General features: G+C 38.4%; 10 protein-coding genes. 8 read left to right on the forward strand and 2 right to left on the reverse strand.

From position 1 onward, the window contains the following. Positions 1-19: 19 nt before the first annotated feature. A complete protein-coding gene (locus J690_RS14700; RefSeq protein ID WP_032036655.1) occupies positions 20-808 on the reverse strand; it encodes a class I SAM-dependent methyltransferase in 789 nt (262 codons plus the stop codon). 127 nt (positions 809-935) lie between these two features. Between J690_RS14700 and J690_RS14705 the strand changes: the two genes are divergently transcribed. From J690_RS14705 to astE, 8 genes are all read left to right on the forward strand, one after another. Next, positions 936-2213, forward strand: coding sequence for a hypothetical protein (locus J690_RS14705; protein WP_032036657.1), 1278 nt, complete (start codon positions 936-938; stop codon positions 2211-2213). 413 nt (positions 2214-2626) lie between these two features. After that, positions 2627-4060: an amino acid permease gene (locus tag J690_RS14710; RefSeq protein ID WP_005804571.1), complete on the forward strand. Its 1434-nt coding sequence runs from the start codon at positions 2627-2629 to the stop codon at positions 4058-4060. A 1032-nt stretch (positions 4061-5092) separates the two neighbouring features. Further along, positions 5093-6364, forward strand: coding sequence for a Glu/Leu/Phe/Val family dehydrogenase (locus tag J690_RS14715; protein WP_005078412.1), 1272 nt, complete (start codon positions 5093-5095; stop codon positions 6362-6364). A gap of 136 nt (positions 6365-6500) precedes the next feature. Further along, positions 6501-7715 (forward strand): aspartate aminotransferase family protein, encoded by a 1215-nt coding sequence (locus J690_RS14720; RefSeq protein ID WP_032036659.1) that lies wholly within the window; start codon positions 6501-6503, stop codon positions 7713-7715. A gap of 18 nt (positions 7716-7733) precedes the next feature. Beyond that, the gene (gene astA / locus J690_RS14725; protein WP_002116871.1) at positions 7734-8765 is read left to right on the forward strand and encodes an arginine N-succinyltransferase; all 1032 of its coding nucleotides are present in this window, start codon (positions 7734-7736) and stop codon (positions 8763-8765) included. After that, positions 8765-10234 (forward strand): succinylglutamate-semialdehyde dehydrogenase, encoded by a 1470-nt coding sequence (gene astD / locus J690_RS14730; RefSeq protein ID WP_032036661.1) that lies wholly within the window; start codon positions 8765-8767, stop codon positions 10232-10234. The genes astA and astD overlap by 1 nt, the downstream gene beginning before the upstream one ends. Before the next feature lie 18 nt (positions 10235-10252). Then, positions 10253-11596 (forward strand): N-succinylarginine dihydrolase, encoded by a 1344-nt coding sequence (gene astB / locus J690_RS14735; protein ID WP_002116805.1) that lies wholly within the window; start codon positions 10253-10255, stop codon positions 11594-11596. A 12-nt stretch (positions 11597-11608) separates the two neighbouring features. Beyond that, positions 11609-12583: a succinylglutamate desuccinylase gene (gene astE / locus J690_RS14740; RefSeq protein WP_032036663.1), complete on the forward strand. Its 975-nt coding sequence runs from the start codon at positions 11609-11611 to the stop codon at positions 12581-12583. A 60-nt stretch (positions 12584-12643) separates the two neighbouring features. Here the strand turns inward: astE and J690_RS14745 are convergent, their stop codons facing one another. Next, the gene (locus J690_RS14745; protein WP_032036665.1) at positions 12644-13438 is read right to left on the reverse strand and encodes a hypothetical protein; all 795 of its coding nucleotides are present in this window, start codon (positions 13436-13438) and stop codon (positions 12644-12646) included. Positions 13439-13471: the final 33 nt, after the last annotated feature.

Raw genomic sequence — 13471 nt, forward strand, 5'->3', positions numbered from 1 at the left:
AACCAAACCTATTCACTAATTATTTAATGGGTAACGTACTTTTCTGAAAGTGATATGCATACGTAACGTATGGAAAATCAATCTGATCTTGAGGACCTAATCCCGTAAAATCATAAACAATTTTTTCAAACTGTGCTTTGAGTTGTAATTGATCTTTTTCAGTCATTGCAGCAATAAAACTGGTAGAGAGTAAACGTTTACTCACGACTTGTTCGACAGAACCGTGTTGTGACTGTGTGAATGTTTGTAGGCTATCAAATATGAATAAATCTTGTTGTTCAAATACGCGTTTCCACTTTTCACTATGGTAACGAGGTGTGTCACCTTCAAGAGGAAGTAGGAAGTCAGCTAAAGCCTTGACCCAATCTGTACGTTCGTCGCGTTGATTCCAAACTAGCCCTAAATGTCCTTCTGGTTTTAATACTCTATGCATTTCTGTTAGGGTGTCGAGGTTGTCAAACCAGTGAAAAGATTGCGCACAAATAATGGCATCAATTTTATGATCTGCTACAGGAATTGAATGGCTAAAAGCCTGTAATGTTTTGATATCAGGATAAACTTGTTGAAGCTGCTGTAACATCTCGCCAATTGGCTCAACTGCAATAACATCAGCATGTGTTTGTTTTAAGTAGGGTAAGAATTTGCCAGTACCCGATCCAAGATCAATAACAGTAGAGTTTTCCTGTATTTGTAGGCAATTTTGCAGCCAACTTACTATTTCTGCGGGATAATTAGGTCTAACTTGCTGATAAAGTTCAGCAGCTGAGCTGAAGCCTTTTTGAGCGGCAGGATGTAAGGATTGTGTCATATTTTGCGCTTTTTAATCTGACTGGCATCTATAAAATAAGATACTCCGCAATCATAAATTGGCAAAACACCTATTTTGTTTCATTTTTGACGTTGTATGTGGGAGTAAATTTTCTTTCGGTGTGAGCATGGATAAGCAAATTATTTTTGAAGACGAACACATTAGAGCCATTTTTTTACCAGGCGATTCTAATACATTAGTTCTCTCTTTTGGCGATTTGATTACCAGAGCGAGTGGCTTATCTATCAATGCTGAAAAGTCTCTAATTAAATACCAATATAATGTTATTGGGGTAATGCCAAAACAAAAATCATGGTTTCCTCAAGCAAGCATGATTGAGCTGGCAAAAGCAATTTCGCCTATTCTAGAAGGCTTTAAAAATATTGTGGGTTATGGCGGTTCAATGGGCGGCTATGCGGCAATCAAATATTCTAATTTATTGAATATGAACCGTGTGATTGCATTTGTGCCTCAATATTCAATTGACCCAGAGCATGTTGAAGACCGACGCTACGCTGAGTTTTTTGATTCGGTAGCAAACAAGGACATGCAGATTCAGCCGCAAGATGTCGATGCAGCGCGTGAATACGTTATTGTTTATGACCCATATTTCTCGATTGACCGTGAACATTACTTAAAAATAAAAGAGCTGTTACCTAGCTTACATACGATTCATTTACCATTTACAGGTCATGAAGCATTGTCTGTATTGGCTAGTTCAAGTTTATTACATGATTTTATTGAACATGATTTCGATGAAATCTATTTTTATCAGCAAGTTCGTAAGGTCAAAAAACAAAGTAAGTTTTACTTCCGTAATGTACTTGCGCATGTTCTTACCCAACATGATGAAATGTTGTTAAAAATATTGCGTCAAAATGATTTTCAGTTAGATGAACGTTATTTTGATAACCCACTTAAACAGGCTATTACACGTAGTCTGATAAAAACAAATCAAGCAACTGAGTTAGACTTTCAAAAGCTTGGTATTAAAGTGCTGCGAATTCAAGAAGATGCAAATTACACAGAAGGCTTGCAGACTAGCTTTGGTTTAATTTTGGTATTCAACCTTATCAATTCAAAGTTTGAAAGTTATACAGTAGATACTCTACTGGCGAATAAATCTTATTTGGTTCCAATTGTGGCTGAGCAAACCGGTGTAGTGCATATTGAATTAAATAATGAAGTTTATTTGTTAGCGATGAATGATCGTAAGATTATTAAATTGTTCAAGAGTGAAGAGCCTTTAACATCGGATATGAGTCCTTTTCTAATCAAAAAATATTCCGAATGCTTTGCGATTAGCTATAAGCAACTAAATTTATCTTGTGATGAACAAGGGCTGTGTGAATTTACGGAAGGTTCAATTCAACCTACAGAACAGTTGACTACCATCAGCTATTAAAACTTTATAGTGTTTAAATAAAGCTCAGACCTTTAGGTTTGGGCTTTATTTTTTGCTGAAAAAATATTTTTTTATAAACTTATTTGTATATTATTTTAAAATTCATTATTTAAATAAATAGTAGGTTTATTATATGGTGATCTGCTGTATTTAAAGTAGGCATAACCAGTAATGTATATAAATATTATATTTAAAAATAAATGGGTTTTCATAATACATAAATTGTAGAAATAATATAAGATTAATTAAAATACAGTTATAGCTATAAAAAAATATAACTAAATGTTTTTACTATATATTTTATTTTTACCTGAAGGGCTTGGTTAAAATAAGTTCACTATTCAAAGATAATTGCATATTTATTTTTTTCTCCTAAAATGATTTTTTACTAAATTGTCGTTACAGTTTTTTATATGCAATCATTAAATTATCGGAATAATGATGCATCGCAACATGGAAGTTCTGCACCTTTGAAACGAGCAATGAGTACTCGACATTTGGTGATGATCTCCCTTGGCGGTGCCATAGGTACAGGTCTTTTTTTAGGGTCTGGTGATGTAATTTCCCAAGCAGGCCCAATTGGCGCAATTATTTCTTATTTTTTGGGCGGTTTAATTGCCTATACCGTGATGTTATGCCTTGGTGAGCTTGCGGTTCATGTACCGGAATCAGGTTCTTTTGGTGAATACGCCCGCCGTTATATTGGTCCGGGTACGGGCTATATGATTACTTGGCTCTATTGGTTAACTTGGACTGCAACTTTGGGGACTGAGTTTACTGCGGCAGCTTTATTGGTGCAGGAGTGGTTTCCATCTACCTCGGTATGGGCTTGGACTCTTTTTTTTGGCGCCTTAGTTTTTTTCCTTAATATCAGTTCAACTCGATTATTTGCCGAATCTGAATTCTGGTTGGCCCTCGTCAAAGTTATTACAATCATCTGTTTTATTGGTTTAGGTCTACTGGCAATTTTTGGCTTTATTCCTTACCAAGGACATGAAACAGCGCCATTATTTAGTAACCTGACTGCTCACGGTTGGTTCCCAAACGGTCTCTTCCCAATTTTTGCTACTATGCTGATTGTTAACTTTGCTTTTTCGGGCACAGAATTAATTGGAGTAGCTGCGGGGGAAGCTGAGAATCCAGCACAGACAGTTCCTAAAGCAATCAATGCGGCTATTTGGCGTTTACTGATTTTCTTTGTTGGTACAATTGTGGTGATTAGTTCATTACTGCCGTTCCAGCTTGCAGGCCTTAGTGCAAATGAAGTAAGTAATAGTCCTTTTGTGACGGTATTTAACTATATTGGTATTCCATATGCAGAAGATATTATCCGCTTTGTAATTATTACGGCTTTACTTTCTGCTGCAAATTCTGGGTTGTTTGCTGCTTCGCGTATGATGTGGTCGCTTTCGGCGAAAAATCAGTTACCAAAAATATTTTCTAAATTAACTCCTTCTGGAACACCGATTGTTGCCATTACCGTAACTATGTTTGGTGCAATTCCTGGGTTGCTTTCAGAACAATTCGCGCCAGAAACAATTTTTAAGAATTTGTTGGGAGTAGCTGCTTTTACGATGGTTGTGGTTTGGATTGCGATTTGCGTTTCACAATTTAACTTCCGTAGACAGTGGTATAAGTCAGGTAAAACAGCAAAAGATTTACGCTTCGCGGCACCTCTTTTCCCTCTTACTCCAATTGTAGGTGGGCTGTTCTGTATCGTTACCTGTATCAGTATGGTGTTTGACCCATCTATGCAAGTTGGTTTTATCTGCTGCATTATTTTTATCATTTTATGTTATGCAAGCTACTTCATTTTTTATCGAAAGAAAGATCTAGTGCAAAGCTAAGCTTTTTAGTCGAAAAATGTGTTTTTAAAGGTCCCGAAAGGGGCCTTTTTTTGTGCCTTAGAGGAACTACAAAAGAAAGAATTTCTATATTTTTTTTAAAAATGAAGTTTTATTTTTGATCATGAAAACAAATATTGTTTTATAAAATTACCATTTATCGGATTCTTATTAATATTTATTTATTATTAATAGTTGATTAAGTCTATGTTTAGCTCGGTTATTTGATAAAGAGGTTTTTGGGTTTTTATAAAATATGAATTAGAAATGGACTTATTATAGATTTAATGTAGAGAGGGTATAATTTTTTGACAAATTCATAAAGGTGATTAATTTTTAAGTTATTGTTATTTATGATTTTAATTTGGTGTATTTTTTTAAATTATGATTTTATGTTTTCTATAAATTTTTTTTATTAAAGTTAAGCTTTTTTTAATATTTGTTGTTTTTTTATTATAAAGATTAGTGCGATTTGATTATTTTTTCTCTGCTTATTTATTTTAAAATGTTCTAAATGAGTGTGCTCTATGCTATATTTATTGGAAGATTTTATAGCTATGTTCCGGCTTAATTTTAAGCGGTGTGTGTAGAGATAATTAATCTGTAGCATTATTGAACAATGTTTATTTTTAAAAAGACTAATGGAGGGATCTATCGATTAGTCAAAATAATTTTTATGGACATATGATTTTTTTATAAATCATCGTTCTTTTTAACTCCCAAACGGTTATGCCATTTCTTTTGTATTTATATTTCAGCCGACTGGATTAAGTGGGTTGTGGTTAAACTTTGCTTTTATAAAGATAGCTTTATAAACAGTAAGTTACATGAAAGAAAGCTTGTAAAAGATATCGATATATAAAAGTAGATCATACTTTTAGTATCAACAAATGGAATTTAAAAAATCTAATGCTTTAGAAGAGCAGAAGGTTTAGTAAATAAACTAAGACTTTGTTATTGCAAGGTTTTGGTTGCTGAATAATAAAGACTACGGATTTATCAAATCTGAGTCTATGAAGGTATATAGGAAAAAAGATGTCAGATCTTTCATACGTAAACGAACATAGCGATGCATGGCAAACTTACTTGGCACAAATTGACCGTGTAGCGCCATATTTAGAACACTTAGCTGATTATATCGATACTTTAAAACGTCCTAAGCGTGCGCTTATTGTTGACGTGCCAATCGTGATGGATGACGGTTCGATCCAGCACTTTGAAGGTTACCGTGTACAACACAACTTGTCTCGTGGTCCGGGTAAAGGCGGTGTTCGTTACCATCCAAATGTTGATTTGAATGAAGTGATGGCGTTGTCTGCATGGATGACAATTAAAACTGCTGTTTTGAATTTGCCATTTGGTGGTGCAAAAGGTGGTATCCGTGTTGATCCACGTAAATTATCAACTCGTGAATTAGAGCGTTTGACTCGTCGTTATACGACTGAAATTGGTCATATTATTGGGCCTCAAAAAGATATTCCTGCTCCAGACGTTGGTACGAATGCCAATATCATGGGTTGGATGATGGATACTTATTCTACTAGCCAAGGTCACACGGTAACTGGTGTTGTAACTGGTAAACCAGTTCACTTAGGCGGTTCTTTAGGTCGTGTAAAAGCAACTGGTCGTGGCGTATTCGTTACAGGTCGTGAAGTAGCAGCAAAAATTAATTTACCAATTGAAGGCGCGAAAGTTGCTATTCAAGGTTTTGGTAACGTAGGTAGTGAAGCAGCTTTCTTGTTTGTTGAATCAAAAGCGAAAGTTACACACGTTCAAGACCACACTGGCACAATTTTCAATGCTGATGGTATTGATCTTGAAGCCTTACGTGATCACGTAAATGCAAATCAAGGTGTTGGTGGTTTTGCCGGCGCTCAATCAATTGCTGACGAAGATTTCTGGACAGCTGAAGTTGACATTATTGTTCCAGCTGCATTAGAAGGCCAAATCACTGTTGAACGTGCTCAAAAACTTAAAGCTAAGTTGATTTTAGAAGGCGCAAACGGCCCGACATATCCTAAAGCTGAAGACGTATTAGTTGAGCGTGGCATTGTTGTAGTTCCTGACGTGGTATGTAACGCCGGCGGTGTAACTGTAAGTTACTTTGAATGGGTTCAAGACATGGCGAGCTACTTCTGGAGCGAAGAAGAAATCAACGAACGTTTAGACAAGTTGATGGTTCAAGCTATGGAAGATGTTTGGAATACAGCAAACAGCAACGCTTGTACTTTACGTACAGCGGCTTACATCTTGGCATGTGAGCGTATCTTAAAAGCTCGTAAGGAACGCGGTATTTTCCCAGGCTAATCTGCGGAAATTACTTTTAGAAAAAGTGGTCTGAACAAATATAAAGGATGTTATAGGGTTTATTTGTTCAGTCCCTTTTTCTGAATTATTCAAATTTAAGTGTTATCGAATATATTAAATAAATACTGAGGTAAGCATGGAACAGCCAATTTCTGTAACTCGAAGCAACTTTAACGACTGGATGGTTCCAGTTTTTGCACCGGCAAATTTCATTCCGGTACGTGGCGAAGGTTCACGTATTTGGGATCAAGAAAATAAAGAATATATCGATTTTGCAGGCGGGATTGCAGTAAATGCATTAGGTCATGCGCATCCAGTGGCAGTAAATGCTTTAACAGAACAAGCAACAAAACTTTGGCATGTCGGTAACGGTTATACAAATGAACCCGTTCTACGCCTTGCAAAACAACTCACTGAAAATACATTTGCAGACAAGGTTTTCTTCTGTAACTCAGGTGCAGAAGCGAACGAAGCTGCTTTAAAACTAGCTCGTAAAGTTGGACTAGACAGCGGTGTTGCTGGCAAAAGTGGCATTGTGGCATTTAACAATGCGTTTCATGGCCGTACCTTATTTACCGTTTCGGCGGGGGGTCAACCTAAATATTCACAAGACTTTGCACCTCTTCCAAATGGTATCAACCATGTTGCCTTTAATGATTTAGAAGCTGCAAAAGCGGTCATTAATGAACAAACTTGTGCCGTGATTGTTGAACCGATCCAAGGTGAAGGCGGCGTTATTCCTGCTGACATCGAATTTTTAAAAGGCTTAAGAACACTGTGTGATGAGTTCGGTGCCTTACTTATTTTTGATGAAGTGCAAACTGGTGTAGGTCGTACAGGTGCACTGTATGCTTACATGAACTCTGGCGTTATTCCAGATGTGTTAACGACTGCAAAAGCACTAGGTGGTGGTTTCCCAGTAGGCGCAATGCTAACAACCGATAAGTTTGCTCCGCATTTTTCAGTGGGTACACATGGTACGACTTATGGTGGTAACCCGTTAGCGAGTGCGGTAGCAGGGGCAGTATTTGAGTTTATTAATACGCCTGAAGTACTTGAAGGTGTAAAACATCGTTATCAATATTTCCTAGACGCATTAAATAAATTAAATACTGAGTACCCGATTTTTGAAGAAATTCGTGGTCAAGGCTTACTCATTGGTTGCGTATTAAAAGCTGAGTATGCAGGGAAAGCTAAAGATATTACGACTTGGGCTGGTGAAGAAGGTTTACTTGCTTTAATTGCAGGCCCGAATGTGGTTCGTTTTACTCCGTCGCTTATCATTCCTGAACAAGATATTGATGAAGGGATTGCTCGTTTAAAAAGAGCATTGGCTAAATTGGCTAAATAAAAAAAAGGAAAGCTAGCCATGATGATTGTCCGTCATGCCGAGTTTCGAGACCTTGAAGATATTTATAAATTAGCGGGTAAGTCGGGTGTAGGCCTGACTTCCTTGCCACAAAATATGGATACACTTTCGGCTCGAATTTCACGTACTCGCAATACTTTAAATGGCAATGTCCATAAAAGTGAACAAGGCTATCTGTTTGTTCTTGAAGATACAGAAGCTCAACGTGTTATTGGATTAAGTGCAATTGAAGTTGCTGTAGGGCTCATTGAACCTTGGTACAACTTTCATGTTGGTACTCAAGTACACGCTTCAAAAGCATTAAATGTCTATAAGTCATTACCTACTTTATTTTTAAGTAATGACAGAACAGGTAGTAGTGAACTCTGTACACTATTTTTAGATCCAGAGCGTCGTGAAAACCAAAACGGTAAATTCTTATCGAAAATCCGTTTTATGTTTATCGCTGCCTTTAAGCAATATTTCGAGAAAAAGTTAATTGCTGAAATGCGTGGTTTCTCGGACGAAAATGGATGTTCTCCATTTTGGGATGCGATTGGTCACCATTTCTTTAATATGGATTTTTCAACTGCAGACTATTTGAGTGGAATTGGGCAAAAAGTGTTTATTGCAGAGCTTATGCCACGTTTTCCAGTCTATGTAGATCTCTTGCCAAAAGATGCGCAAGAGGTAATTGGAAAAATGCATCCACAAACTTTACCTGCTTATCATGTGCTTGAGTCGGAAGGCTTACGCTATCAAGGATATGTCGATATTTTTGATGCTGGTCCAACCATTGAAGCCAATATTGATGAATTGCGAGCAGTAAAAGAAAGTCAGTTACTAAACGTCAAAATTACAAGTGAAGCTGCGGTCGGTAAGACCCAATATCTCATTGCCAATGATAATTATCATGACTATAAGGCAATGTTGTTAAAGCTTGATCTTGTTGATAACACAATAAATTTAACACATGAACAAGCTGAAAAACTCGGTGTACAAGAAGGTCACGTTGTTCGTGTGTTATCACTAAATCCAATGGAAGTATCCTGATGTCAAACTCTTTATTTATAAACGGTGTCTGGTTACAAGGCAGCGGCGCAACATTTGAGAAAACAAATCCGATTGATAACCAAACTGTATGGTCAGGTACCGAGGCTACTGCTACTGATGTCGAGCAAGCTTGTCAGGCAGCGCGTACTGCGTTTCCAGCTTGGGCGCGTTTACCACTTGCAGAGCGTGTAGCGATTGTTGAAAAATTTGCCGCTTTGCTTGAAGAAAATAAAAAGCATTTAGCAGAAGTCATTAGCCAAGAAACCAGTAAGCCATTTTGGGAAACGTTAACTGAAGTTCAATCAATGATTGGCAAAGTTGCGATTTCGATTCGCGCTTACCACCAGCGTACAGGCGAAAGCTCAACTGAAATGGCCGATGGGGTAGCATCTTTACGTCATCGTCCGCATGGTGTGCTTGCAGTTTTCGGTCCATATAACTTCCCGGGCCATCTACCAAATGGGCATATTGTTCCTGCATTGCTTGCTGGCAACACAGTTGTATTTAAACCAAGTGAATTAACGCCTTGGACTGCTGAAGAAACTGTAAAACTTTGGCAGCAAGCTGGTCTGCCAAATGGTGTGATGAACTTGGTGCAAGGTGGTCGTACCACGGGTGAGGCGCTAGCTGCTTCAAATGAAATTGATGGTTTATTGTTTACCGGAAGTGCAAACACTGGTTATCACTTGCATAAGCAAATGGCGGGGGCACCTGAAAAAATTCTTGCGCTTGAAATGGGTGGCAATAATGCATTGATTATTGATGAAATTGTTGATGTCGATGCAGTAGTTAATCTTGCTATTCAATCTGCTTTTGTTTCGGCAGGTCAGCGTTGTACATGTGCGCGCCGCATCTTGGTAAAAAATGGTGCTGAAGGTGATGCATTTATTCAACGTTTTGTTGAAGTTGCTAAAAACCTAAAAGTTGGTCGTTGGAATGATGAACAACAACCATTTATGGGTGGGGTAATCTCGTCAGTTGCTGCAACAAACATGATGAATGCTCAGCAAAAGTTACTTGAGCTGGGTGCAAAAAGTTTATTAGCCATGACGCGTCCTCAAGAAGACAGCTCTCTACTTACTCCAGGTATTGTTGATGTCACAGGCGTGAAAGATATTCCGGATGAAGAATATTTTGGTCCGCTTACTACTATTCAACGTTATGACAACTTTGATGAAGCATTAAAAATTGCTAACGCAACTCGTTTTGGCTTGTCAGTTGGTTTGGTTTCACCAAAACGTGAACTGTTTGATGACTTACTCATCGAAGCACGTGCTGGTATTGTGAATTGGAATAAGCCATTAACTGGGGCTTCAAGTGCTGCACCGTTTGGTGGTGTGGGGGCGTCAGGTAATCACCGTGCGAGTGCTTTTTACGCTGCCGACTATTGTGCTTGGCCAATGGCATCACTTGAAAGTGACAGCTTAACCTTACCAGAAAAATTATCTCCAGGGATTGTGTTGCCTTAAACACTAGGGAAAGAAAAAATGAAAGGATATGAAGTAAATTTCGATGGTTTAGTGGGACCAACACATCACTACGCGGGTTTGTCGTTTGGTAATGAAGCATCGACAAAAAACCGTAATAATACCTCGAATCCAAAATTAGCAGCTAAACAAGGTTTGCTAAAGATGAAAGCTTTGGCTGATATGGGAATGAAACAAGGTGTACTTGCTCCGCATGAGCGTCCACATGTTCCAATGTTACGCCGTTTAGGTTTTACAGGTGATGACATTAGCGTTGTTGCTCAAGCAATGCGTCATTCACCTGAACTATTGTCATCTTTAAGTTCAGCTTCTCCAATGTGGACTGCCAATGCAGCTACCGTTTCACCTTCTGCGGATAGTCAAGATGAGCGTGTGCATTTCACAGCAGCGAACTTGAACAATAAGTTTCATCGTTCAATTGAAGCTGAAACTACAAGCCAAGTTTTACAAGCCATCTTTAAAAATGAACGCCACTTTGTACATCACGAAGCATTGCCACAAGTGGCTTTGTTTGGGGACGAAGGTGCAGCAAATCACAATCGTTTAGGTGGTGATTATGCTAAGCGCGGTGTTCAGGTGTTTGTTTATGGTCAACAACATTTAAATAATGGCTTGCCGGGACCAAAACGTTATCCTGCTCGTCAAACGCGCGAGGCAAGTGAAGCAATTGCACGTTTGCACCGTTTAGATGATGCACATACTGTTTTTGTTCAGCAAAATCCGGATGTAATTGATCAGGGCGTTTTCCATAATGATGTGATCGCGGTAAGTAACCAACAGGTTTTATTCCACCATCAACATGCCTTTTTAAATCAGGATCAGGCTTTTGCTGAAATTCGTCAAAAAATGGCAAGCATCGGTGAAGATTTTATTTCGATTGAAGTCCCTGAAAACCGTGTTACCGTTGACGATGCCGTAGCAACCTATTTATTTAATAGCCAAATTTTGACTCGTCCTGATGGTGGAATGACTATTGTTGTACCGGAAGAGTCTCGTCAAAATGCAGCAGTCTGGGGCTATTTGAATGACATGATTCAAATGGGCACACCAATTGATGCTATTCAGGTATATGACTTACGTGAAAGTATGCGTAACGGTGGTGGTCCAGCTTGTCTACGTTTACGTGTAGCTTTAAACGAAACTGAGTTAAATGCCGTAAATCCAAAAGTACTCATGAACGATCAGTTGTTTGGCACACTCAATCAATGGGTTGATAAACATTATCGTGATCGTTTAGCACAAGAAGATCTGGCTGATCCGCATTTGTTAATGGAAAGCCGTATGGCACTTGACGAACTGACCAAAATTTTAGGTTTGGGTTCGGTTTATCCTTTCCAAAAATAATGAGGAGGTGACATGCAAGATTTTCTAGCATTAACCTTACAAGGTGAGCAGCCTATAACTCGCGAAGGAAAACAAAATAATTTTTCTTGGCGTTGGTTGGGTGAAGGACTTCTTGAATGTACGCCAAACGCACAGTACGACAAAGCTGTCGTACTGTCAGCTGGAGTGCATGGTAATGAAACGGCACCAATTGAATTATTATCTCATCTTTGCACGGATTTATTTGCAGGGCGTTTAAACCTTGCTGTGAGGTTGCTGCTTGTATTGGGGAACCCTTATGCAATGCGTCAAGGCAAACGCTATGTGCATGATGATGTAAACCGAATGTTTTGTGGTGGATATAAAACTCTAGCCGTGAATGAGGAATCAAAGCGTGCTGAAGTTTTAGAGCAAGTTGTCACAAACTTCTTTCAAGAAAGTGCAAGTGACGCTAAACGCTATCACTATGATTTACACACAGCAATTCGTGCTTCATTGTTACCAACGTTTGCTTTATTTCCATATCAAACGCATGGTTATGATGCTGATTTAACAGCAAGTCTTGAAGCAGCCGATTTAGATGCTTTGGTTTATCACAATGCGGTAGGTAAAACGTTTACACATTTTACGAGTGAGAGTTTTAAAGCGGCGAGCGCAACTTTAGAGTTAGGCAAAGCCTTGCCATTTGGGCAAAATGACTTGAGCCAATTTGCTGCAATTGATGAAGTTATTCGTAATGTAGTTTCTGAGCAAGCCTTACCGCTACGCAATAAAACAAAAATTCGAGTCTTTAAAGTGTCTGATTCTTTAATTAAAAAAGATGAAGACTTCCAGATGAATTTATCTGCTGAAGCTCCGAATTTTTCGACTTTTACCAAAGGTGAAATCATTGCAACTCAACCTTCTGGTAATTATGTGGTTGAGCAAGATCAGGTCTGGATTTTATTTCCAAATCCAAATGTGAAGCTTGGTTTGCGTGCGGGCTTAGTTTTAACTGAAGCGAATTGAATACTTGTTTTTTGAGAAATAAAAAAGGGCAATTAATTGCCCTTTTTTATTTATAACGGATTAGTTATTACCGAAAAGGCCTTTAATAAAAGATTTCTTTTCAGCTTTTTGTGTAGTCGCTTGAGCGCCTGCATTTACGTTTGCATTTGCATTAATACCAGCAACATTAACACCAACGTTTACACCTGTTTGAGCGTTAACTCCATGAGCTGGTTGAGCTGCATTTAATTTTGCTTGAGCATCAGCTTTAGTGTCAGCTACAAACTCTTTTTGCTCAGCTTGGTTTTGAGCTACACGAGTTTTTACAGCATCTACATGCGCTTGAGCATTAGCTTGTTTTTCAGCAGTAAATTCTTTTTGGTCTGCTTGTTTTTCTGCAACTTTAGCTTTTACAGCATCAACACCTGCTTTTGTATCAGCTTTCGCTTCAACTGCTAAGTTTTTAGTACCGTTTGCAGCTTTAGTCGCTACATTTTTAGTACCTGTTACTGCTTCGGTAGCAAAATGTTTAGTACCAGTTGCGGCTTTAGTTGCTACATTTTTAGTACCTGTCGCAGCTTCGGCAGCAAAATGTTTTGTACCATTTGCAGCTTTAGAAGAAAGTTCAGTCACTTTTCCTGTTGTTTTTTTTGTTGCTTTAACTGTAGTGTCAGCCGCTACATGACCGGCATGCTTCGCTGAGCTACCTACATTATGAGCAGTATTTTTGACTGTATTGGCTACGCCACTAACAAGACCACCCGGTTGTACATTTACTTGAGCAGAAGCACCTGCATTAACGCCCGCACTTTGTGCAAAAATAGAGGCAGAAGCAAGAACACTTGCAGTAACGATAGCTGTTTTCATCATTTTCATTGCGATATCCTTCAAAGAATATACCCTTTTAGT

This window comes from Acinetobacter sp. 742879 (genome assembly GCF_000588535.1).
In the GTDB taxonomy this organism is placed as follows: Bacteria; Pseudomonadota; Gammaproteobacteria; order Pseudomonadales; family Moraxellaceae; genus Acinetobacter; species Acinetobacter pittii.

Excerpts from the sequence above, each read along its gene's own strand:
- astA (WP_002116871.1), top strand. The coding sequence starts at position 7,734 with ATGATGATTGTCCGTCATGCCGAGTTTCGAGACCTTGAAGATATTTAT.
- J690_RS14715 (WP_005078412.1), top strand. The coding sequence starts at position 5,093 with ATGTCAGATCTTTCATACGTAAACGAACATAGCGATGCATGGCAAACT.
- J690_RS14700 (WP_032036655.1), bottom strand. The coding sequence starts at position 808 with ATGACACAATCCTTACATCCTGCCGCTCAAAAAGGCTTCAGCTCAGCT.
- astB (WP_002116805.1), top strand. The coding sequence starts at position 10,253 with ATGAAAGGATATGAAGTAAATTTCGATGGTTTAGTGGGACCAACACAT.
- astD (WP_032036661.1), top strand. The coding sequence starts at position 8,765 with ATGTCAAACTCTTTATTTATAAACGGTGTCTGGTTACAAGGCAGCGGC.
- astE (WP_032036663.1), top strand. The coding sequence starts at position 11,609 with ATGCAAGATTTTCTAGCATTAACCTTACAAGGTGAGCAGCCTATAACT.
- J690_RS14745 (WP_032036665.1), bottom strand. The coding sequence starts at position 13,438 with ATGAAAATGATGAAAACAGCTATCGTTACTGCAAGTGTTCTTGCTTCT.
- J690_RS14720 (WP_032036659.1), top strand. The coding sequence starts at position 6,501 with ATGGAACAGCCAATTTCTGTAACTCGAAGCAACTTTAACGACTGGATG.
- J690_RS14710 (WP_005804571.1), top strand. The coding sequence starts at position 2,627 with ATGCAATCATTAAATTATCGGAATAATGATGCATCGCAACATGGAAGT.
- J690_RS14705 (WP_032036657.1), top strand. The coding sequence starts at position 936 with ATGGATAAGCAAATTATTTTTGAAGACGAACACATTAGAGCCATTTTT.